This is a genomic window from Pseudomonas sp. MLB6B (assembly GCF_054508135.1).
In genome coordinates this window covers 3,315,780-3,336,964 of record NZ_CP199313.1, presented here as the reverse complement: position 1 = coordinate 3,336,964, position 21,185 = coordinate 3,315,780, and the positions used below count along the sequence as shown (strand labels likewise).

The window sequence follows — 21,185 nt, the reverse complement described above, 5'->3', positions numbered from 1 at the left end:
CGTTGCCTGGGGCGTGAGACAGCGCTACCTTAGTGACCGTTCCCAGCCCATGCAAGTAGTAAAAAATTACAATTCTCATGACTCGCTCTGGCTCGCGTACTACAGGTCGTCCTACCCTCGCTGAAGTGGCCCGGCTTTCCGGCGTTTCCCCGATCACCGCTTCACGGGCACTGCGTGGCGTGGCTACGGTTGCGCCAGAGCTGGCCGACAGGGTCCGCGCGGCTGCCACCACCCTGGGCTACGTCGCCAACTCCGCTGCGCGTGCGTTGGCCTCGGCACGCAGCCACTCGGTGGTCGTGCTGATTCCTTCGCTATCCAACCAACTGTTCATCGATACCCTGGAAGCGATCCATGCCGTCATGCGCCCGCGCGGTCTGGAAGTACTGATCGGCAACTACCACTACGACAGCGCCGAAGAAGAGAACCTGATCCGCAACTACTTGGCCTACCAGCCATGCGGAATGTTGCTGACCGGTTTCGACCGCAGCGAGGCGTCATTGCACATGCTCGCTGCGAGTGCCATACCCTGCGTGCACATGATGGAGCTGGGCGGACAGGCGGAGGGCTTTGCGGTGGGCTTCTCGCAGTTCGAAGCCGGACGCGCCGCCGCACGGCATTTGCTCGAGCGTGGCCGGCGCCGGCTGGGCTTCATCGCCGCGCAACTCGACCCACGCGTGATGCAACGGGCCGAAGGCTTTCGCCAGGGGCTGCGGGAGGCTGGCTTGAGCGCGCCCGAACTGGAGTTGCTGGTGCCCGAGCCTTCCTCCATCGCGCTGGGCGGCGCCTTGTTCAGCCAGATGCTGGCGCGTGCCAGCGATGTCGATGGCTTGTTCTTTTGCAACGACGACTTAGCCCAGGGCGCCATCCTGCAAGCCCTGCGCGAAGGTGTAGCGGTGCCGCAGCGCGTGGCCATGATCGGGTTCAACGACCTGCCGGCTTCTGCACACATGGTCCCGCGCCTGACCTCGATCCGCACCCCACGGGCAGCGGTAGGCCACGCGGCGGCCCAAGCCTTGCTCGCGCTGCTGGACGGCAAAGCCGTGGCGACGCCGCAGCAGGATCTGGGTTTCGAATTGATGGTGCGCGAAAGCACCTGAGGGCTTCGGGAGCAGCCTTGGGTGAGGCATGAGGCGGTCTGCCTCTCGACCCACCTTCACGCACCTGCTCGGCACTGTCGTACCAGGCCGCGTACTCAGAGTTTGAAGCGTACCTTGATCGTGCTGAGCCCTGTGGAGGTATCCAGGGTGATGGCCTCTTCGCCATAGCGCGAATAGCTCTTGACCATTCGCATGCCCAGCCCGGTCCCGCTCGGTTTGGGGTAGTGGTCCGGGAAGCCGTCGCCTTCGTCGGACACCACGATCAAGGCATCTTGCGCCTGGCGCACGACGTCGACGGTGATGGCGCCGCGTCCGTATTTCAAAGCGTTAGTCACCAGCTCCGAAACCACCAGCCCCAACGGCGCCATGCGTTCGGCCGGTAGCAGGAAGTCTTCCACCGTCCATGTGATGGGCGGATCGCCGAAAGCCGCCTTCATGTCGGCGAGCAGCGCGCTCAAGTACTTGCAAGCGCTGACCTCCTCGCCTTGGACGTCCAGATACAACTGCTCATGCACCGTGGCAATGGTCTGCACACGGCTGGCCGCAGTGCGCAGCTGGGCCTTGACGGTGTCTTCGGTGGACAGGTTGGCCTGCAGCAACAACAGGGTATTGACCAGGTGCAGACTGTTCTTCACCCGGTGGTGGGTTTCTTCGAGGTGCAGACCGTGTTCGGTCAACTGGGTGTTCTGCGCCTCGACCAGCGCCGTCAGGCGCTGCTCCTGTTCGTGGCGCTCGGTGATATCGCGCGAGACCGCGATGATCTTTTCGATCTGGCCATCACGGCCAAGAATCGGCGCGGCGGTGACGTCCCACCACTTCGGCTCGCCTTTGGCCGTGGGGCAGCCCGACTCGAAGCGCACCGAGTTGCCTTTGCCCACTTGAACCAAGGCATTTTCGATGGCGGCTTTTGCATTGTGGGGCCACAGATCGATCCAGTGCTTGCCAGCGACGGTGCGCATGTCTTCGATCTGCATCCGGCAAAGGCCAGCCTCGTTGAAGAACTCGATCTTGCCATCGTGCGAGAGGATCTTGACGCAGTCGGGGCTGGCGTTGAGCACGGTCTCCGAATAGGCGTGGGGGCTACCGCGTTCCAATTGGGCGGCCAGCCGCTCGGTGGCCATGGAGATGATGTTGGCCAGCCCTTCGAGGAACACCACGTCGCTGTCGATGAAGTCCTCGCCATCGCGGCTGTCGACCTCCAGTACGCCGAAGGTGGCTGCCATGCCGCGCACCGGCACGTTGATCGCGCGTTCGATGCCGTAGTCGCGCAACAGCGACGGCGTCCTGAACCTCAGTTCCTGGCCCAGGTGATTGGAAATGATCGGTCGATTGTTGGTGAAGGCATAGCCTGCTGGGCTGGCGTCGTCCGCGCCTACGGTGGCCGTGCCGATGTCCTCGGGCAACCAGCCCACCCCATGGGTGAGACGAAACAGCGTCGTACCCGGCACAGGTTGCAGGACCTTGGCGAAAGGCGTGTCCATGCCTTGGGCCGCAATGGCGCAAGCTTGGGTGAGCAGATCGTCGAGGCAGCCCATTTTCAGCGACTGCACGGCGAAACCCACCACCAGTTCGTGCTGTTTGCGCAGGCGGTTGTGCGAAATCTGCAACGCAGCGCGAATGACTTCGTCGGGTGACAGGTGAGGCATGGCAAGTGTCCAGCGTTGGCAGAGGAGGAGGGCGGCATACAAGCGCCCAGGGCAACGCATGCGGTTCGATGCAATGCGGATGTCGGGTCCGGGGCTGGAACGCGGTGCAATTTACACGGATCGCGTCGATAGGAGTAGCCATCGTCTGCGTATCTGATCGGGTGCGTCGAAATAGGTAGACCTCGCATCGCTCATTCGATCACGGAAGATGCCTTGAATCCGTGAGAGCGGATCAATGGCATTGGCAAATCCTGTGCATCCGTTTGGAGCGCAACCATAGGGCGAGCCATGCGACCGATAGCGTCGCGCTGCCGACGAACGTAGTGGCAGATGGCTTGCCAGGCCAAGGTGTCAAGGTATGCTCAGTTCACCGTGCATAAAGGAGGCCGGCGTCATGTTCGAGTTTCATCGCAAATCCGATCTGGTCGAAATTCAGCGCGGTCGTCAGGCCCTGGCGCGCAGCGAGGCCAGGTACGCTGCCCTCGACCGAGCCATGGCGATCATCGAATTCGCACCCGACGGCACCATCGTCCATGCCAACGCACGGTTCTGCGCGGCCACCGGTTACGCATTGGAGGGACTGCAGGGTCAGCACCATCGGCTGTTCTGCGACCCGGCCTATGCGCAGAGCGCGGCCTATAAGCTGTTCTGGCAAGACCTGGCCCAAGGGATCGCTGCCAGCGGCACGTTCGAGCGCCGCGACCGCGATGGCCACGAGGTCTGGCTGGAGGCCAGCTACCTGCCGGTGCTGGACGAGCGGGGTGAGGTGGTGCGGGTGATCGAGGTCGCGACCAACATCACGCGCAGAGTCCGGCAGACCCACGAGCAGGACAGTCTGCTCAAGGCCATAGGCCGGTCGATGGCGATCATCGAGTTCACTCCGCAGGGCGAGGTGCTCACGGCCAACGACAACTTCCTCGCCACGTTGGGTTACACGCTCGATGAAGTGGTCGGGCGCCATCACAGTCTGTTTTGTCTGCCCAAGGAGCGCGAATCCGCGCAGTACCGCGAGTTCTGGGCCTCGCTCAACCGTGGCGAGTACCACTCGCACCGCTTCGAGCGGGTCGGTAAAGACGGGCGCTCGGTGTATCTGGAGGCTTCCTACAACCCCATCTTCGACAACAGGGGCCGATTGCAGAAGGTGGTCAAGTTCGCCACCGACATCACCGCCCAAGTCACTACGCAGCACACGGCCGCAGAGGCGGCACACGCCAGCTCGGTTCAAACCGATGTCTGCGCACGCAAAGGCACCGAGGTGGTGCAGCAGACCGTAGCGGTGATCGAGCAGATCTCACAGGAGCTGAACGATGCCGCGCGCAACCTGGATGCGGTCAGCCGGCAGTCGGACACCATCGGCCAGATCGTGCTGACCATCCGCAGCATTGCCGAGCAGACCAACCTGCTTGCGCTCAATGCCGCCATCGAGGCGGCCCGTGCCGGCGCCCACGGGCGTGGCTTCGCGGTGGTGGCCGATGAGGTGCGCAATCTGGCGGCGCGCACCAGTAAAGCCACGGTGGAGATCGTGCAGGTGGTGCGGCACAACCACGACTTGTCGCTCACCGCCGTAGCCAGCATGCAGTCGAGCCTGGACCGTACCGGTCAAGGGGTGGCACTGGCCAGCGAGGCGGGCACGGTAATCATGCAGATCCAGCAAGGCTCACGCGATGTGGTCGAAGCGATCAACCAGATCAGCTCGACGCTTCAATTGCATTGAGCTCCTGTGTCAGCTCGTCCGCCAGTGACTGTAGGCACGCTTCCAGTGCCTGGCGTGCGGGGTCGAGCGGCTTGCCGGTGGCACAGGCCAGCTCCAGGGCTTCGCAGCGCTCGACCACCGCCTTGACCTTGAGCATCTTGGCGCCGCCCTTGATCCGATGCACCAGTGCCTGCACAGCCTCCACCGTGGGCACCGAACCCAGCCCGCGCAGCGCCTGCAAGTCTTCGGCATTGCTATGGGCAAGCTGCTCGAGCAACCGGCGCACCAGCTGCTCATCGCCCTGGGTGAGGTGTATCAGGCTGTTCAGGTCGAAGCCGCTGCCCCGCGTGGGCAGCGCCTGTGGCTGCATGCTCTGGGTAGGCAGATGGGCCTTGAGCGTGCGCAACCCGACCGGTTTGAACAGGCAGTCGTCCATGCCACTTTGCAGGCAGCGCTGGCGCTCTTCGATCTGGGCGTTGGCCGTGATACCGATGATGACGCACGCCGGTCGCTGCCCTTGGTGCTCCAGCTCGCGGATGCGCTGAGCCAGGGCATGACCGTCCATCACCGGCATGCTGCAGTCGGTGATGACCAGATCGAAGGCATGGTCCTGCCAGAGTGCGAGTGCCGCCACTCCGTGTTCGGCCAGCATCACCCGATGGCCCAAGCCGGTGAGCTGCTTGTCCATCAACAGCAAATTGGCAGGGTAGTCGTCGACCACCAATATGCTGAGCGAGCAGGTAGGTGTCGGGGTGTCGTTGCGGGTCGGCTGAGTGGGCGCCACCGGTTGTGCGGTAGGCAAATCGAGGACGACGCTGACTCGAGTGCCGACGCTTTCCACGCTTTGCAACTCCAGCTCGCCGCCCATCAGGTGGCACAGCGTACGGCTGATCACCAACCCAAGACCGGCGCCTTGGCGCGCCTGCCCGCTGCCGAGCTGGGTAAAGGCGGTGAACAGCCGAGCCTGGTCGGCGGCGCTGATGCCCACGCCACTGTCCTGCACCTGCAGCTCGACAGACAGGCTGTCGTCGCTCGCTGACGGGGTGACCTGCAGCGACACCACGATCTTGCCATGGTCGGTGAACTTGATGGCATTGCTCAGCAGATTGGACAGCACCTGACGAAAACGCACCGGATCGATCAGTACCCAAGCCGGTCCGCCGGGTAACTGCAACTGAACCTCCAACCCCTTGATCCGCGCATTGCCTTCGAACACGCGCACGGTGGTGCGAACGCTTTCCAGCAGGTCCACCGGCGCCGGATGCAACGTCAGGTGGCCGGCTTCCACGCGGGAAATGTCGAGGATATCGCCGATCAGTTCGAGCAGACCGACGGCCGAGTCGTGGGCGGTCTTGAGCGAGACGGTATCGCAGTGCCCACTCCGGCTGTCTTCGAGTGCCAGTTCGAGCAGGCCGATCACCGCGTTCATCGGGGTACGGATCTCGTGGCTCATGGTTGCCAGGAAGGTGCTTTTCGCCTGACTGGCCTGCTCAGCGTCGTTCTTCGCCTGGCTGAGTTGCTCCAACAGGCTTCGACTCAACGCCAATTGCGCCTGCAGCGCTTGCTGGGCTTCGGTGCGCTGGTGGATCAGCTTGCGCAAGTAGGTGTTCCAGAACACGACACCGGCCAACAGCACCAGGGAAAAGACAGCCAATTGCAGCATGAGCGTGCGGTAGTTGCGCCAGGGGCTGTCGCTGGCCACTGCATTGACACGCCAGCGGTTGATCAGTTGTTCCAGCTCGTCGGGCGGAATGCTCATCAGCGCTTTGTCGAGGATGTTTTGCAGCAGCGGCAATTGTGGTGCTACACCGAATGCCGCCACGGCTGGCTCCTCGTCCAGCAACGAGGCGATTTTCAGAATGTCCTTGAACACATGGTTGATGTAGTAGGTCGCGTTGACCTGCGAACTCAAGGCCACGTCGGCGTCGCCATTGGCGACGGCCTCCATCATGCGCAGCGGGTTGGCGACTTCGATGAAACGCAAGTGTGGGTAACGGGCGTGCAGCTCCTCGCGCATGGGCGAGCCTGCCAAGAGGGCAACACGCTGTTGGTTCAGCAGGCCGGTGGCAAGAGCCGGCTGGTCGCTGCGCGTGACCAGCACGCGCGGGCTGACCAAGTAGGGCCGGGTGAAGCGCAGGCGTGAGGCGCGCTCGGTGCCATAGCCTAGGGCACCCACCAGCTCGGCATCGCCACGGACCACTTGGTCGACCATCTCTTGCACCGAGTCGCTGCGCACCATCTGGAAGCGCAAACCCGTGCGCAGACCGATTTGCTCGAGCAGGTCGACGGTCGCACCGCGCGGTTGCTGGTTGTCGTCGGTGAAGGTCAGCGGCGCCAGGCTTTCGGTGACCATCACCCGCACCGTAGGGTGCTGATCGATCCAGCGGCGTTCTTCGCTGGTCAATGCATTGAGGTTACGTTCCAGCAGTATGCTGGTGTTGCCGCTGGTCCAGCGTCGCAGGATATTCAGCCGCTCGCTGTTGTAGACGCGCGCCAGGGCTTGATCGACCAGACGTTTGAGCCGGGGATTGTCGCGGCGCAGGGCAAAGGCGAAGGTACCGGTCGGCTGATCGACGAACTGGTCGATCTTCAATTGCCCTGGATAGCTCATGCCAATCAGGTAGTCGGTGCTGATGGCATCGCCCAGGTAGACATCGGCCTGATTCAAGGCCACCGCAGCCAGACCGGCCAGGGTCGAGCGGTACAGGCTCAGTTGCGCCTTCGGATAGAGGCGCTGCACGGTGGCGGTAGGCAGGTAGTGGTCTACGGTAGCCAGGCGCAACCCGGTGAGGTCGTCATGCTTGCGCAGACGCCGGCCTGGCTGAGTGACGATGACTGGCAGGTCGTCTGCATAGGGTTGGCTGAGGGTCAAGCCAGCATCGTCGGCCTCGAAGGCATTGGAGCTGCCGAGCAAGTCGATCTGTCCATCGTGCAGCGCTCGGATCGCTTCGGTGCGGGTCGCGAAGCGCTGTACCTGGATGGGAATGCCCAACTGTTCGCCGATCAGCCCTGCGTAGTCCGCACTGAGCCCCTCGTAGTCGTGCTGACTGGTGTTGATCTCGAACGGCGGATAGTCCGGTGTAGAGCTGCCCACCACCAAGGCCTTGCGCCGTTCCAGCCAATGGCGATCCTGCTCGTCGAGGGTCATGGGTGGCGCTGCGCTCTGCGAGCGGGCGAGTAATTGGCGAGGCTGGCTGTCGACCTGTGACCAGGCGTCGGCCGAGAAGGCCAACAGCCCGGTCAATAGCAGCGTTGGCAGCATCGGCTTCATTCCTAGGTCAGTTCACGTTATTTCGTTTGGCCAGATCGACCATTTCCACCAGCGATTCGGTCTTGAGCTTGTCCATGATGCGCCCGCGGTAGGTGCTGATGGTCTTGGCGCTGAGGTTCATCTTCTCACCGATGGCCTTGTTGCTTTCCCCTCGGGTAAGCCTGCGCAGCACTTCGACTTCGCGGTTCGACAGGCTGCCCAGACGGGTGGCCTCGCTTTCCAGAGAACTGCTGTTGACCGACATCTGGGGAAAGGTCGAATAGCCTTTGACCATGGCCTTGAGGGCGAAGACCAAGGCGTCGAGGTCTTCGTCCTTGTTGACGAAGGCCGAGATGCCAGCATCCAGGCAACGTCGCACATAGAGGTCGGCCGGCTGGCCGGTGAGGACCATGATCTTCGGTGCAGGCTCCATCAACTGCAAGCGCTTGATCACTTCCATGCCATCCAGGCGCGGCAAGGCGATGTCGAGGATCACCACGTCGGGCGACAACTTACGGGCCATTTCTACCGCTTGGATGCCGTCGCTCGCGGTACCGAGCAATTGGAACTTCTGGTTTTCCAGCAACATGCTGACGGCGAACCGGATAGCCGCGTGGTCATCGACTACGAGGACGCTGGTCATGGGGAAACTCCTATCGGAAATGTGGTCCGTTTCCTGAAATCACCCAGGAACACGCCGCTACCTCAGCGGAGGACGCGCACCATACGTCGAATCGGATGGCTTGGTAACGGTCGTGACTGAAGTGTTGAAAAAGCAGGACAATTCTGAGGAAGTTTCCTACAAGCCCTTCGGGTGATCCCAGTTTAGGCCATCTCCAGGCGATTGCACTGATACAGGTATTGAAGCCCTTCTACCTGTCTCAGGGTCGATACAAATGAGCATGGCTGGCGCGGTACAACGCCGATTCGGCGAAGGGGGTGTCGCCTAGCACATGGCCGACCAGAATCAGCGCCGTGCGCCGAAAGCCCTTGGCGGCGACCTGATCTGCGATGTCTTCCAACGTACCGAGCACCCAGTCCTGGTCTGGCCAGCTGGCGCGGTGCACTACGGCGACCGGGCAGTGACCGCCGTAATGCGGCAGCAGCTCGTCGACGATGCGCGACAGGTGTTTGATACCCAGGTGAATGGCCAGCGTGCAGCCGTGCCGGGCGAGGTCGGCCAAGCGTTCGCCTTCGGGCATGGGCGAACTGTTGCCGTAGCGGGTGAGGATTACCGTCTGCGCCACGCCCGGCAGGGTCAGCTCACAGCCGAGCAGAGCGGCGCTGGCTGCGGTGGCGGTGACGCCCGGAACGATCTGGTAGGGGACGCCATGAGCGCGCAATTGCGCGATCTGCTCGCCAATGGCGCCATACAGGCTAGGGTCTCCGCTGTGCACCCGGGCCACATCCTGACCCTGGCGATGGGCGTCGAGCATGGCCTCGACGATCTGTTGCAGGTGCAGCTCGGCGCTGTTGAGCAGCGTGACGGCCCGATGGCCGGACAGCACGGCCTCGGGTACCAGGGAGCCTGCATAGATGATCACTGGGCATTGGCGGATCAGGCGTTGGCCCTTGACCGTGATCAGTTCGGGATCGCCAGGGCCGGCACCGATGAAATAGACCGTCATGTAACGTCCTTGCAGAGGGGAAGGGGCCGCGATTATCCCCGCCAAGCCAGCGCAAGGGTAGCCGGCCCCGACACCTGCCGCGTCACACGTAAGGCGCAGCGACCTTCCACCTGGCGCGCGGCCGCCAGCGCCGCGCTTTCGGCCACTCCCCAGCAGCCGCTGTGGGCGAAAGCGACGGCCGAGCGGTGACTGAGCAAGGGTTGCAGATCTTCCAGGCTGACGACGTCGAAGACCAGCAGTGGAACGTGCAACTGCCCGGCCAGCTCCAGCAGCCCCGGCTCCTTACCCTTGCTGGCGATGCTGGCCAGTGCGCGCACGGCATTCAGGGGCAGGCCATGACACTCGAGGGTTTGCAAGAGCAGCGCCGACAACTGTGTGGCATCGCAGCCCTTGCGGCACCCGATGCCGGCATACAGCGCAAGGGCGTCAGGCACGTTCGGCGCGGCGATACAGCCAAGTGCTGAGCAGGCCCAGGGCAACCCAGAAGGCTGCGTTGGTCAGCCAGGAGGCAAGCTTGAACTGCGCCGCCAGCGCTTCGGGCGCCAGGCTTTCGTGGACGGCAGGTTGCGGAGCGCCGATCAGGTGCGGCACGACCAGCAGCGCGGCGCCGAGCAGCTTGAAGAGCCAGGAACGGCTGAACGCCAGCAGCGCCAGACCACAGGCCGTGGCAGCCGCAGTGCCGATCCACCAGGTCTGCCGCTGGGCCAGGTCGGCGGCAGCCGTACCAGGCAGCTCGGGCGGCAGGCCCAAGGTCGGCGCCAGGCAGAACACCGTAAAGCCTGCCAGGCCCCAGAGCGCACCACTGGCGACGCGATTGGGTTCGCGCAGGCTGTACAGCGCCGCCAGCAGCAAGGCGAAGCCCACGGCCACGACCAGGTTGCCGCCGGTGGTGGCCAGCACCCGTTGCCAGCCGTCCTCGGGCGACCACGCCTCAGCGGCATGCTCATGGGCGGCACCGCCTTCGGCATGGCTGTGCCCCTGGACCGCAGGCGCTGCGTTTTCGTAGGTTTCGGCCTGAAGGATCAACGGGCTGACCCACAAACTTTGCAGCAGGGTCAGCAACATCGCGGCGAGCAAGCCGCTGAAGCCCGCGGTACGGGCGATGCGAGTGAACATGCCGGCGTCCTCAGTGGCAGGGGAAGGCTGCGCTGTGGCGCGTGTCGTGGGCGGCGTTGTGCACGGCGTCGATGTGCGAGAAGCCGGCGAAATACACAAGGCTCAAGCCTAAAAGGCCGGCACCGATGGCGATGACCAGGCGCTGGCTGAGGGTGGTGGAGGGGCTGATGGCGGGTTTGCTGCTGACGATGGGCATGACGTGTTCCTCGGCTGGGAATCGGTAGGTCACGCACGGTCGCCTCAGCGCGGACACGCCAAGTGCAGGCAACGGCGCCCGCCCACCGCGGGGGTTGATCGAGACGTCAGGCCGGTCTCCGGGCTCGCGAGCGGGAGCTTGGCTCCCCAGACAGTGCGTCGACCTTCCCACGTGGCTGGCGCCGACGCAGTGGTGTTGCAGACGCATGACTCGCTTACCGTTGCGGGGGCAGCACCGGCATTGCCTGGCCTGCTGTTGCAGACCGCGACGCACCGGTTTCCCGTTTCACCCCACAAGGGGCACCTGACGCAAGGGCGCTAGCAAACCATGGGGCATGATTCCCGTCAATCGGCCGCCCCTCGGCGGCTGCGGTTGACCCCACGCGGGGCACTGCGTAGCCTTGCCGTTTCGAGGTTCTCAGGGGGCACGGTTTCCCTCACCCACTGAGCTAAGACGGGAACGCGGTAGAGCCGCGGCTGCCCCCGCAACTGTAAGCATCCCAGCCGATCGGCACAGCCACTGCGCGCACGCGGGAAGGCGCCATCGGCACGGTCGCGATGGCCAGGATGCGAGCCAGGAGACCTGCCTCGGTACGCTTTCGACATCAACCGGGCGGGGTGATCCGGTGGCGAGCACGCCTGGCCTATCCGGTCGCGGGCGATCGTCCCGCATGCCCGCGCCGTCTGCCAAGGGCACTGAGACATGAAAACACTGGCCAAGCTTCCCGTCACCATCGTCACCGGCTTCCTCGGCTCGGGTAAAACCACCTTGCTCCGGCACATGCTGGACAACGCCCAGGGCCGCCGCATCGCGGTCATCGTCAACGAGTTCGGCGAATTGGGCATCGACGGCGACCTGCTCAAGCAGTGCAGCATCGGCTGCACCGAAGAGGAGGCGGTGGGCCGGGTCTTCGAGCTGGCCAACGGCTGCCTGTGCTGCACGGTGCAGGAAGAGTTCTTCCCGGTCATGCGCGAGCTGGTGGCGCGCCGCGGCGATCTGGACCACATTCTCATCGAAACCAGCGGCCTGGCCCTGCCCAAGCCGCTGGTGCAAGCCTTCCAGTGGCCTGAAATCCGCAACGCCTGCACGGTCGATGCGGTGATCACCGTGGTCGACAGCCCGGCGGTCGCGGCCGGCACCTTCGCCGCCTATCCCGACCAAGTGGACGCCCAGCGCAAGCTCGACCCCAACCTCGACCACGAATCGCCCCTGCACGAGCTGTTCGCCGACCAATTGGCCAGCGCCGACCTGGTCGTGCTGAACAAAGCCGACCTGATCGACGCCGAAGGCTTGGCTCGCGTACGTGCCGAAGTCCAGGAAGAATTGCCGCCGGCGGTCAAGATCATCGAAGCCAGCAGCGGCCGCCTGCCGCTGGACGTGCTGATCGGCGTGGGCGCCGAGTCCGAGGCGCATATCGACGGCCGCCGCACTCACCATGACTCGCACCACGACGAAGACGGCGAGCACGACGACCACGACCACGACGCGTTCGACTCCATCTCCCTGGAGCTGCCCGAAGCCGACGAGCGCTTGCTGCTCGAGGCATTGGCGCAACTGGTGGCCCAGCACGACATCCTGCGCATCAAGGGCTTCGCCGCCATTCCCGGCAAACCCATGCGCCTGCTCATTCAAGGCGTGGGCAGCCGCTTCGACAAGCACTTCGACCGCCCGTGGCGTGCCGATGAAGCCCGTATCACCCGCCTGGTGCTGATCGGCCAGGACCTCGACGCCGAACAGCTCGGCGCGCGCCTGCACCAAGCCCTGGGCGCCTGATCGATGCACCTGCTGCGTACTCAGCCCGGCGGCTTCGTGCCGGACGATAGCATCGCCGACCTCGGCCAGACCCCGGCCGAGCTGGTGATCCTGTGCAGCGGCGATTCGCACCTGGCGCTGCTGGCCGATACGCTTGAGCACCTGCCGGCGAACTTCCCCAGCGTGCGCCTGGCCAACCCCATGCAGGTGCAGAACCACGGCTCGGTCGACCTGTACGTCGACGAGGTGCTGCGTCACGCCAAGGTCATCCTGCTGTCGCTGCACGGGGGCGTGGGTTACTGGCGCTACGGCATCGAACAGTTGGTACAACTGGCCGAGCGCGGTGTGGAGCTGATCCTGGTGCCGGGGGACGACCGCCCCGACCCCGAGCTGACCGATCTGGGCAGCGTACGCGACGCCCGCGCCGAGCGGCTCTGGCACTACCTGCGCCAGGGTGGCAAGGCCAATGCCTTGAACCTGTTCAACTGCCTGGCCAGCACCTGGTTGGGCCGCGATTACCCCTGGCACGAGCCGCAGCCCTTGCCACGCACGAGCGTCTACCACCCTCAGGTGGGCAGCGCCACGCTGCAGGACTGGTATGCGCAATGGCAGCCGGAGTGGCCGGTTGCGCCGCTGTTGTTCTACCGCTCGCATTTGCAAGCGGCCAACACCGCATTTCTCGACGCGTTCTGCGAGCGTCTGCAAGCCGCCGGCCTCAACCCGCTGCCCATCGCGGTCGCCAGCCTCAAGGAGCCCGAGTGCCTGGCCCAGGTGCAGAACTGGATGGACGAAGTCGACGCCGAGGTGATCATCAACACCACCGGCTTCGCCCTGTCCAGCCCGGAGCGGCCCAACCTGCGCCCGTTGCGGCGTGACGTACCGGTGCTGCAAGCGATCTGCGCCCAGGACAACCAGCCGGCCTGGGAAGCAAACGAGCAAGGCCTGGGCGCGCGCGACCTGGCCATGCACATCGTTCTGCCGGAATTGGACGGACGCATCATCACCCGCCCGGTCAGCTTCAAGGACCTGGCCTGGCGCAGCGAGCGCAGCCAGGCCGATGTGGTCTGCTACCGCGCACATCCCGAACGCATGGATTTCGTCGCCGAGCTGGCGCGCCGTTGGGTGGTCCTGGCGCGCCTGCCCAACGCGCAGAAACGCATCGCCTTGGTACTGGCCAACTACCCGACCCGCGACGGTCGCATCGGCAACGGCGTGGGCCTGGATACGCCCGGCGCGGCGCTCAATATCCTGCAAGCCCTGGCCGACCAGGGCTATCCGGTGGACGCGCTGCCCGAGACCGGCACTGCCTTGATTCAGGCCCTGCTGGGCGGGGTGACCAACGACCTCGACCACCTGGACCAGCGTCCCTGCGCCCAGAGCCTGAGCCTTGAGGACTACCAGCAGGCCTTCGCCCGTCTGCCGGCGGGCAACCGCCGAGCGGTGCTGGAGCGCTGGGGCGCGCCCGAGCAGGACCCAATGTGCCGCGCCGGGCGCATGATGGTCGCCGGCCTGCGCTTCGGTTCGACCTTCGTCGGCATCCAGCCGGCCCGGGGCTACCAGCTCGACCCCAGCGCGGTCTACCACGACCCCGATCTGGTGCCGCCGCACGGTTATCTCGCGTTCTACTTCTGGCTGCGCCACGCCTATGGCGCCGACGCACTGATCCACGTCGGCAAACACGGCAACCTGGAATGGCTGCCGGGCAAAGGCGTGGGGCTGTCGGCCGAATGCTGGCCCGATGCGCTGCTCGGACCGATGCCCAACGTCTACCCGTTCATCGTCAACGACCCGGGCGAAGGTGCCCAGGCAAAGCGCCGGACCCAGGCCGTGATCATCGACCACCTGATGCCGCCGCTGACCCGTGCCGAGACCTACGGCCCGCTGCGCCACCTCGAACGCCTGGCCGACGAGTACTACGAAGCGCAACTGCTCGACCCACGCCGCGCCCGCGAGCTGCAGCGCGAGATTCTGGAACTGGTCAAAGCCAACCACATTGACCGCGAACTGCAGCTCGAAGGCCAGTTGGACGACGCCGCACTCTGGCTGCCACGCCTGGACACCTACCTGTGCGACCTGAAGGAATCGCAGATCCGTGACGGCCTGCACGTGTTCGGCCAGTCGCCCGAGGGCCGCTTGCGCCGCGATACCCTGCTGGCCCTGCTGCGCGTGGAGCGCTACGACGGCCAAGGCGCCAACGCCAGCCTGCTGCGGGCGCTGGCCAAGGCCCTGGCGCTGGGCTTCGATCCCCTGGACTGCGACCTCGGCGAGCCTTGGCGCGGCGCCAGGCCCGCGTGCCTGCTGGGCGTCGACGACAGCCTCTGGCGCACCCATGGCGACACCCGTGAGCGCCTGGAGCTGCATGCCTTGGCGCTGATCGAGGCGACCCTGGCCGGCACCTTGGCCTTGCCGGCCGAACCTGCCTGGCAACCGGTGCACGCCGTGCTCGACGGTCTGCTGGGGCAAATAGCCCCAGCGCTGGACGGGTGCGGCGAGGCCGAGCTGCAAGGCCTGCTGGCCGCCTTGGACGGGCGTTTCGTGCCCGCAGGGCCCAGCGGTGCGCCGAGCCGCGGGCGCCTGGACGTGCTGCCCACCGGGCGTAATTTCTACACCGTGGACGTGCGCAACCTGCCTACCACCACGGCCTGGCGCCTGGGCTTCGCCTCGGCCAGCCTGCTGCTCGAACGGCATCTGCAGGACCACGGCGACCACCTGCGCCAGCTCGGCCTGTCGGTGTGGGGCACGGCCACCATGCGCACCGGCGGCGACGACATCGCCCAGGCCATGGCGCTGATGGGCGTGCGTCCGGTGTGGGCCAGCGGCTCGCAGCGGGTCGACGACTTCGAGATCCTGCCGGTGAGCGTGCTCGACCGCCCGCGGGTGGACGTGACCCTGCGCGTCTCGGGCTTTTTCCGCGATGCCTTTGGCAACCTCATCCGCTTGTTCGATGCCGCCGTGCAGGCCGTCGCCGCCCTGGACGAACCTGACGACTTGAACCCCCTGGCCGCCCGCGTACGCGCCGAGCGCAGCGCGCTGCTGGCCAAGGGCGTCGACCCCGAGCAGGCCGCCCGCGAAGCCGGTTGGCGAGTGTTCGGCGCCAAGCCCGGTGCCTATGGCGCGGGGGTGCAGAACGCCATCGACGGGCGCCTGTGGCAAAACCGCGAGGACCTCGCCGAGGTCTACCTCAACCACGGCAGCTACGCCTATGGCGCCCAGGACGAAGGCACCCCGGCGCGCGCGCAGTTCGCCCAGCGCCTGAGCCAGGTGCAGGCAGTGGTGCAGAACCAGGACAACCACGAGCACGACCTGCTCGATTCCAACGACTACTACCAGTTCCAGGGCGGCATGCTGGCCGCCGCAGAAACTCTGGCGCACACCCAGGTGGCGAGCTACCACGGCGACCATAGCCAGGTCGACCGGCCACGCATCCGCACCCTCAAGGAAGAGCTCAACCGTGTGGTGCGCGCCCGTGCGCTCAACCCCAAGTGGATCGACGGGGTGAAGCGGCATGGCTACAAAGGCGCCTTCGAGATGGCCGCGACGGTGGACAACCTGTTCGCCTTCGACGCCACCACGCACTTGATCGACGACCACCACTACCAATCCCTGGCCGACGCCTACGTGCTCGACCCAGCCACCCGCGAGTTCATGCGCGAGCACAACCCCGAAGCCCTGCGCGACCTCACCGAGCGCCTGCTCGAAGCGCAACAGCGCGGGCTGTGGCAGGCGCCGGGCGAGTACCGCGAAGCCCTCGAATCCCATTTGCTCGAAGGCGAGGAAGATGCCTGATATGACCGAACCCGTGCAGTTCCCGCTGGCCGCCGTGGTTGGCGCCGACGACCTGAAGCTGGCGCTGTGCCTGACCGCCATCGACCCGCAGATCGGCGGGGTGCTGATCGAAGGCCCGCGCGGCATGGCCAAGAGCACCTTGGCCCGGGGCCTGGCGGCGCTGCTCGACGACGGGCCCTTCGTCACCCTGCCTCTAGGCGCCAGCGAAGAGCGCCTGGTCGGCACCCTCGACCTGGACGCCGCGCTCGGGCAGGGCAAGGCGCAGTTCTCCCCCGGTGTGCTGGCGCGGGCCGATGGCGGGGTGTTGTACGTCGACGAGGTCAACCTGTTGCCTGACGCCTTGGTGGATCTGCTGCTGGACGTGGCCGCCAGCGGTGTCAATCGGGTGGAGCGCGACGGGATCTCCCACCGTCATTCGGCGCGCTTCGTACTGATCGGCACCATGAACCCTGAAGAGGGCGAGTTGCGCCCGCAACTGCTCGACCGTTTCGGCTTGAACGTACTGCTCGACGGCTCGCCCGCCCCCGAGGCGCGCCAGCAGATCATCCGCCGGCGACTGGCCTTCGACGCAGACCCGCAAGGTTTCAGCGCCCAGTGGCAGGCCGCGCAGGCGCAATTGCGCGAGCGCTGCCAGGCTGCCCGGGCGGCATTGGCGCAGATCGAGCTGGACGACGCGTCCCTGGCCAACATCGCCGCCCAGTGCTTTGCCGCTGGCGTGGACGGCCTGCGCGCCGACCTTGTTTGGCTGCGCGCGGCCCGTGCCCACGCCGCTTGGCGTGGCGCCAGCCAGATCGCCGAAGAGGATATCCAGGCGGTCGCCGAATTCGCTCTGCGTCACCGCCGTCGGCAACCGGCGCCCGAACAGGCGCCCAGCCCACCACCGCCGCCTGCCGGCCAGGCCAGCGAACCGCAGGCAGGACCTGGCGATTGGGGCGCATTGCCGCCGCAAGCCGTGAACGGCGGCGCCCGGCGTGAGGTACCGAACTGGGCAAAAAAGCCCTGAGCATCCGCGCGCGTGGCGCCAATGCGGTGGATGCTCGAACTCGACCGGGGCGCTTGGTCGGCGTGCCCCGAGGCAAGGCGCGTAGCGCCGGCGAGGGCCGCGTGGCCTGGGTGTCCACCTTGCTCAAGGGCCGGCCCAGACATCGTCGCGACCTGTGCTGGCAACAGCGCCAGGCCCAAGGCCCGGAGCTGTGGCTGGTGATCGTCGATGCCTCGGGCTCGACCCGCCGCAACGGTGCTTTGGCCGAGTGCAAAGGGTTGCTGGCGCAGATGTTCGATCAGGCCTATCGGCAACGCGCTCGCCTTACCTTGCTCACCGCCAGTGGCCGCGAACCGCGCTGGCAGCGCCATGGGCTGAAGGCCTCCGCAGCCTTGCAGCCTTGGTTGCAGGCCCTCGGCGCCGGGGGCGGCACGCCGCTGCTGGCGGCGTTGGCACAGGCTCGCGAGTGGCTGGCCGCACGCGCACGCCAGCATCCGACCGAAGTGCAGCGTTGCTTCGTCTTCACCGACGGCCGCTTGCAACGCTGGCAGCCCTTGGCACCCCTGCCGTGCGCCAGTGTGTTGGTGGACATCGAGCGAGCGCCGGTGCGGCTGGGGCGGGCGCGGCAACTGGCCGATGAGTTGGCTGCCGAGTATTGGCATTTGGATGCCTTGAGACGGATCGAGTGACGTGCTCTTGCCGTAAGAGGCGCTTTATGCCGTATGGGCGCTTCGGCCTGAGCACAATGGGACTGGACGAGGGACAGCGTGCCCCTTGATTGACGCACCCCGAACAGGCCGTTCTTGCCTCTAAAGCCTCACCACGCTACAACCTCAACGGCCACCGCCAAGGAATCCCCCATGCAAGGCAAGGCCCGCAAGATCGTCCAAGCCATCCTCTACGAAGTCATAGCCGTGGCCTGCGTGGCGCCGGCCCTGGCGTTCCTGTTCGACACTGGCATGGCGCATTCCACGGTGCTGTCGCTCCTGATGTCGGGTATCGCCCTGAGCTGGAACATGGCCTTCAACTGGGCGTTCGAACGCTGGGAAGCCAGTCGCGCCCAGCGTCAGCGCACGCTGTGGCGCCGCTTGCTGCACGCGCTGGGGTTCGAAGGCGGCCTGGTGCTGTTGCTGCTGCCTCTGGTGGCGTTCTGGTTGGAGATCGGTCTTTGGCAAGCGCTGCTGACCAACCTGGCGCTGTTCGCTTTCTTCTTCGTCTATGCGTTCGCGTTCCAGTGGGCCTTCGACAAGGTGTTCGACGTGCCGTTGTCGGCGCAGCAGGGTGAGTGCCGAGGTTGAGCGGCATAGGGCAGGGCGCGCCGTCGGCGCCCCGCACTGCGCATCATCGAGCGCGCAGGCGCGCCATGCTCAAGGCGTCCACATAGATACCGTCGCGTACGGCGTAGTCGCGCAAGCGACCTTCCACCTCGAAGCCGAACTTGCGGTAGAGGGCCATAGCCGGTTCGTTATCGGCGAATACCGTCAGTTCCACGCGGCGCAGGTTCATCCAGTCGTCGGCGACCGACAGCGCCGTCTGCAACAACCGCGATCCGATTCCTTGCCCTTGCCAGGCCTTAGCCACGCTCATGCCCAAGCCACCGACATGGCTTTGGCGAATGCGTGGTGACTGCTCCAGGCTGATGTTGCCAATGACCTCGCCTTGGTGCAGCGCCACCAGCTGGACACGCCGTTCACTGCTCGCCGCCAACCGTTGGCGCCAGACTTCGGTGGACTGGTAGGGCATTTGCAGCACTTGTCGGCACACCGCTGGCTCGTGGTACAGCGCGGTGATGCCGGTCAGGTGGGTTTCGCTCAGGGGTACGATGTCGATGCGGGGGGTGTCGCTGTTCACGGGGCTCATCCTTGTGGTCATGTGCAACGGGTGTACTCGGGGCTTGGTCAGGTTCGACGGCTCGCTATGCTGACCATGGCAACCTACCATGGCAGACGCTGTCGATTGACAGCTTCGTCTCTCAACTGCCTAAAACGGTGCCTATGCAGCCCATCACTGCCAAAGACCTCGCCCTCGATCTCGACAACCCGCGCGGCGCAGATGTGTTCCTCTGGCTGGTAGCCGCTTTTCTGATCGGCAAGCGTATCCGCGCCTTGGTAGCCGTCGCGGCCTATCGGCAGGTGGTGGAACGACAGGGTTTGGATTCACCGGCCAAGTTCGTGGAGTGCGGTCACGCAACCTTGGTGCGCTTGTTGGGCCAGGCAGGCTATACGCGTTATGACGAATCGACAGCCCGACGCCTACAGGCATTGGCGCGGAAGTTCGCGGTGCAGATGCCCCACCAGCATGCAGGCTTGCTGGCTGGAAACACCACGCGTGTGGACTTCGAACGATGGTTGCTCGAGTTCGAGGGCATCGGTCCGAAAACGGTCGAGATCTTCATGCGCGAGGCACAAGGGCTTTTCGCGCTTTCCAAGCAGAGCTGACCTGGATGAGCGCTGGTTCGCAGCCAATCGTTCCGAACTAGACCACAGATGGATCAGGCTCGTTCGCTTCTCAACCAACGTTCATGGTAGTGCACCAAACGCGTCAGACCATGCAGTGCTGCATTGTGCAGAACATCCGCACGCTCCCCGAAAAAACGCTGGGTGGCGGTAAACACAGCGTCGGTCTCACCCGCAAAAGCCCAAGCGAAACAGAGGGTGCCAGGCAGCACGCCCGAGGCAGGCGCAGGGCCTGCCACGCCCGTGGTGGCAATGGCTACGTTGGCAGGGCTGTCTCGTAGCGCGCCGCGGACCATCTCCCAGGCCACCGCTTCGCTGGTCAGGCCAAAGCGTTCGATGGTGCCAGGGTCGACACCGAGCAGGCGCTGCTTGGCTTCTGGCGAGTAAACGACGTAACCGCTCTCGAGCACTTCGCCCGCACCTTCGTGCTCGGCCAGCATCGCCACCATGCGCCCTGCGGTGCAGGATTCGGCGGTGGTGAGCAGCAGATCGTGGGCTTTGAGATAGTTCAGAACGGCCAAGGAGGGGTCGCGTGTCATGACGGAGTTACCTTGATGTCTGTAGAGCGTTGAACAGGCATAGGCTGATCGGTTCGAGCGAAACTCATGGGTGTGTCGATGTTGGCAGAAAGGGGTGGGGCCCGCCGTAGCGGGCCTGGTTTCTATATCTAGAGAATCGGCTTGCCGCCGGTGACGGCATAGCGTGAACCCGAAATGTAGCTCGACTCGTCGGAACCCAACAGCACGTAGATCGGCGCCACTTCCACCGGCTGGCCGGGGCGACCCATGGGGTAGCCGGAGCCGAAGCTCTTCACCGCTTCATCGGGCATAGTCGCTGGAATGAGCGGGGTCCAGATCGGGCCGGGGGCGACGCTGTTCACGCGGATGTTGTCTTTGGCGAGCATTTGCGCAAGCCCGGCGGTGAAGTTGGCAATCGCGCCCTTTGTGGTCGCATAAGGCAAAAGTGCTTGTGAAGGGTCGTCGGAGTTGACGGAGCTGGTATTGATGATCGAACCACCACCGCGCTTTTTCATGTGTGGGACCGCTCGCTGACAGATGCGGAAAATAGCGGTCATGTTGACGTCGAACGTCATAACCCATTCATCATCTGAAATGTCTTCAAGATTGTCGTGAGACATTTGGAAGGCAGCATTGTTGATCAGGATGTCTATGTGTCCGAACTCGGCCAAGGTCTTGTCGACCGTGTCGTAACAGATTTGCTTGTCGGCGAGGTCGCCCGGTAGCAGCAGGCACCTGCGGCCCGCAGCCAGGACCCAGCGCTCGGTTTCCTTGGCGTCTTCGTGTTCGTCCAGATAGGCGATGGCGACATCAGCACCTTCCCGGGCATAGGCAATCGCGACGGCACGGCCAATGCCGCTATCGCCACCGGTAATGAGCGCGATCTTGCCTTCCAGACGGCCATGGCCCGTATAGGACTCCTCGCCGCAATCGGGATACGGATCCATTCTCGCCTGCGAACCCGGCACGGATTGAGGCTGGGACGGGAAGGGCGGTTTGGGGTACTCACGCATGATTGAAGCTCCTGTAAAAGATAATGCTCATGAATCTTTCGAAGGGCGTGAT

18 protein-coding genes, 1 pseudogene and 2 riboswitches are annotated in these 21,185 nt (G+C 64.9%); of the genes and pseudogenes, 9 read left to right on the top strand and 10 right to left on the bottom strand.

Annotation, left to right across the window (positions count from 1 at the left end; translation table 11 throughout):
* The first annotated feature begins 77 nt into the window (after positions 1-77).
* Positions 78-1,097, top strand: a complete 1,020-nt coding sequence (gntR, locus tag ACSMEV_RS14705; protein ID WP_459205807.1) for an HTH-type transcriptional regulator GntR — start codon at positions 78-80, stop codon at positions 1,095-1,097.
* A gap of 95 nt (positions 1,098-1,192) precedes the next feature.
* Here gntR and ACSMEV_RS14700 read toward each other — a convergent pair whose 3' ends face one another.
* A complete protein-coding gene (locus ACSMEV_RS14700) occupies positions 1,193-2,743 on the bottom strand; it encodes a sensor histidine kinase (protein ID WP_459205806.1) in 1,551 nt (516 codons plus the stop codon).
* A 358-nt stretch (positions 2,744-3,101) separates the two neighbouring features.
* On the opposite strand from ACSMEV_RS14700, the pseudogene ACSMEV_RS14695 reads away from it, so the two are divergent.
* Both ACSMEV_RS14695 and ACSMEV_RS14690 read left to right on the top strand, forming a co-directional pair.
* Positions 3,102-3,917: pseudogene (locus tag ACSMEV_RS14695) on the top strand (PAS domain-containing protein); the annotation flags it as partial.
* A gap of 81 nt (positions 3,918-3,998) precedes the next feature.
* A complete protein-coding gene (locus tag ACSMEV_RS14690; RefSeq protein WP_459208357.1) occupies positions 3,999-4,457 on the top strand; it encodes a methyl-accepting chemotaxis protein in 459 nt (152 codons plus the stop codon).
* Here ACSMEV_RS14690 and ACSMEV_RS14685 read toward each other — a convergent pair.
* From ACSMEV_RS14685 to ACSMEV_RS14660, 6 genes are all read right to left on the bottom strand, one after another.
* Positions 4,432-7,707, bottom strand: coding sequence for a transporter substrate-binding domain-containing protein (locus ACSMEV_RS14685; RefSeq protein ID WP_459205805.1), 3,276 nt, complete (start codon positions 7,705-7,707; stop codon positions 4,432-4,434). The genes ACSMEV_RS14690 and ACSMEV_RS14685 overlap by 26 nt on opposite strands.
* A gap of 7 nt (positions 7,708-7,714) precedes the next feature.
* On the bottom strand, positions 7,715-8,329 hold the full coding sequence (locus tag ACSMEV_RS14680) for a response regulator transcription factor (RefSeq protein WP_314487472.1): 615 nt from the start codon (positions 8,327-8,329) through the stop codon (positions 7,715-7,717).
* A 238-nt stretch (positions 8,330-8,567) separates the two neighbouring features.
* Positions 8,568-9,314: a precorrin-4 C(11)-methyltransferase gene (gene cobM, locus ACSMEV_RS14675; RefSeq protein WP_459205804.1), complete on the bottom strand. Its 747-nt coding sequence runs from the start codon at positions 9,312-9,314 to the stop codon at positions 8,568-8,570.
* A 32-nt stretch (positions 9,315-9,346) separates the two neighbouring features.
* Positions 9,347-9,748, bottom strand: coding sequence for a cobalamin biosynthesis protein (locus ACSMEV_RS14670; protein WP_459205803.1), 402 nt, complete (start codon positions 9,746-9,748; stop codon positions 9,347-9,349).
* On the bottom strand, positions 9,741-10,430 hold the full coding sequence (locus ACSMEV_RS14665; RefSeq protein ID WP_459205802.1) for a CbtA family protein: 690 nt from the start codon (positions 10,428-10,430) through the stop codon (positions 9,741-9,743). The genes ACSMEV_RS14670 and ACSMEV_RS14665 overlap by 8 nt, the downstream gene beginning before the upstream one ends.
* A 10-nt stretch (positions 10,431-10,440) precedes the next feature.
* Positions 10,441-10,626, bottom strand: a complete 186-nt coding sequence (locus tag ACSMEV_RS14660) for a CbtB domain-containing protein (protein ID WP_459205801.1) — start codon at positions 10,624-10,626, stop codon at positions 10,441-10,443.
* A 92-nt stretch (positions 10,627-10,718) separates the two neighbouring features.
* A riboswitch (cobalamin riboswitch) is annotated at positions 10,719-10,948 on the bottom strand.
* A 79-nt stretch (positions 10,949-11,027) separates the two neighbouring features.
* Positions 11,028-11,230: riboswitch (cobalamin riboswitch) on the top strand.
* A 98-nt stretch (positions 11,231-11,328) separates the two neighbouring features.
* Between ACSMEV_RS14660 and cobW the strand changes: the two genes are divergently transcribed.
* From cobW to ACSMEV_RS14635, 5 genes are all read left to right on the top strand, one after another.
* Positions 11,329-12,399: a cobalamin biosynthesis protein CobW gene (cobW, locus tag ACSMEV_RS14655; protein ID WP_459205800.1), complete on the top strand. Its 1,071-nt coding sequence runs from the start codon at positions 11,329-11,331 to the stop codon at positions 12,397-12,399.
* A gap of 3 nt (positions 12,400-12,402) precedes the next feature.
* Positions 12,403-16,164 (top strand): cobaltochelatase subunit CobN, encoded by a 3,762-nt coding sequence (gene cobN / locus ACSMEV_RS14650; RefSeq protein WP_459205799.1) that lies wholly within the window; start codon positions 12,403-12,405, stop codon positions 16,162-16,164.
* Position 16,165: 1 nt separating this feature from the next.
* On the top strand, positions 16,166-17,167 hold the full coding sequence (locus ACSMEV_RS14645) for an ATP-binding protein (protein WP_459205798.1): 1,002 nt from the start codon (positions 16,166-16,168) through the stop codon (positions 17,165-17,167).
* A 101-nt stretch (positions 17,168-17,268) separates the two neighbouring features.
* Positions 17,269-17,835, top strand: coding sequence for a vWA domain-containing protein (locus ACSMEV_RS14640; RefSeq protein ID WP_459208356.1), 567 nt, complete (start codon positions 17,269-17,271; stop codon positions 17,833-17,835).
* Positions 17,836-18,006: 171 nt separating this feature from the next.
* A complete protein-coding gene (locus ACSMEV_RS14635) occupies positions 18,007-18,444 on the top strand; it encodes a PACE efflux transporter (RefSeq protein WP_296268243.1) in 438 nt (145 codons plus the stop codon).
* 43 nt (positions 18,445-18,487) lie between these two features.
* Here the strand turns inward: ACSMEV_RS14635 and ACSMEV_RS14630 are convergent, their stop codons facing one another.
* Positions 18,488-18,997, bottom strand: a complete 510-nt coding sequence (locus tag ACSMEV_RS14630) for a GNAT family N-acetyltransferase (protein WP_459205797.1) — start codon at positions 18,995-18,997, stop codon at positions 18,488-18,490.
* A gap of 143 nt (positions 18,998-19,140) precedes the next feature.
* On the opposite strand from ACSMEV_RS14630, the gene ACSMEV_RS14625 reads away from it, so the two are divergent.
* The gene (locus tag ACSMEV_RS14625) at positions 19,141-19,584 is read left to right on the top strand and encodes an HhH-GDP family DNA glycosylase (RefSeq protein ID WP_459205796.1); all 444 of its coding nucleotides are present in this window, start codon (positions 19,141-19,143) and stop codon (positions 19,582-19,584) included.
* 53 nt (positions 19,585-19,637) lie between these two features.
* Here the strand turns inward: ACSMEV_RS14625 and ACSMEV_RS14620 are convergent, their stop codons facing one another.
* Both ACSMEV_RS14620 and ACSMEV_RS14615 read right to left on the bottom strand, forming a co-directional pair.
* Complete coding sequence (locus ACSMEV_RS14620; protein WP_459205795.1) at positions 19,638-20,141, bottom strand: CinA family protein; 504 nt, start codon at positions 20,139-20,141, stop codon at positions 19,638-19,640.
* A 128-nt stretch (positions 20,142-20,269) separates the two neighbouring features.
* Entirely contained in the window at positions 20,270-21,133 is an 864-nt protein-coding gene (locus ACSMEV_RS14615; protein ID WP_459205794.1) for a glucose 1-dehydrogenase, read from the bottom strand.
* Positions 21,134-21,185 lie beyond the last annotated feature (52 nt).

Coding starts and splice junctions, on each gene's coding strand:
- gntR (WP_459205807.1), top strand. CDS start 78: ATGACTCGCTCTGGCTCGCGTACTACAGGTCGTCCTACCCTCGCTGAA.
- ACSMEV_RS14700 (WP_459205806.1), bottom strand. CDS start 2,743: ATGCCTCACCTGTCACCCGACGAAGTCATTCGCGCTGCGTTGCAGATT.
- ACSMEV_RS14685 (WP_459205805.1), bottom strand. CDS start 7,707: ATGAAGCCGATGCTGCCAACGCTGCTATTGACCGGGCTGTTGGCCTTC.
- ACSMEV_RS14680 (WP_314487472.1), bottom strand. CDS start 8,329: ATGACCAGCGTCCTCGTAGTCGATGACCACGCGGCTATCCGGTTCGCC.
- cobM (WP_459205804.1), bottom strand. CDS start 9,314: ATGACGGTCTATTTCATCGGTGCCGGCCCTGGCGATCCCGAACTGATC.
- ACSMEV_RS14665 (WP_459205802.1), bottom strand. CDS start 10,430: ATGTTCACTCGCATCGCCCGTACCGCGGGCTTCAGCGGCTTGCTCGCC.
- ACSMEV_RS14660 (WP_459205801.1), bottom strand. CDS start 10,626: ATGCCCATCGTCAGCAGCAAACCCGCCATCAGCCCCTCCACCACCCTC.
- cobW (WP_459205800.1), top strand. CDS start 11,329: ATGAAAACACTGGCCAAGCTTCCCGTCACCATCGTCACCGGCTTCCTC.
- cobN (WP_459205799.1), top strand. CDS start 12,403: ATGCACCTGCTGCGTACTCAGCCCGGCGGCTTCGTGCCGGACGATAGC.
- ACSMEV_RS14645 (WP_459205798.1), top strand. CDS start 16,166: ATGACCGAACCCGTGCAGTTCCCGCTGGCCGCCGTGGTTGGCGCCGAC.
- ACSMEV_RS14635 (WP_296268243.1), top strand. CDS start 18,007: ATGCAAGGCAAGGCCCGCAAGATCGTCCAAGCCATCCTCTACGAAGTC.
- ACSMEV_RS14625 (WP_459205796.1), top strand. CDS start 19,141: ATGCAGCCCATCACTGCCAAAGACCTCGCCCTCGATCTCGACAACCCG.
- ACSMEV_RS14620 (WP_459205795.1), bottom strand. CDS start 20,141: ATGACACGCGACCCCTCCTTGGCCGTTCTGAACTATCTCAAAGCCCAC.
- ACSMEV_RS14615 (WP_459205794.1), bottom strand. CDS start 21,133: ATGCGTGAGTACCCCAAACCGCCCTTCCCGTCCCAGCCTCAATCCGTG.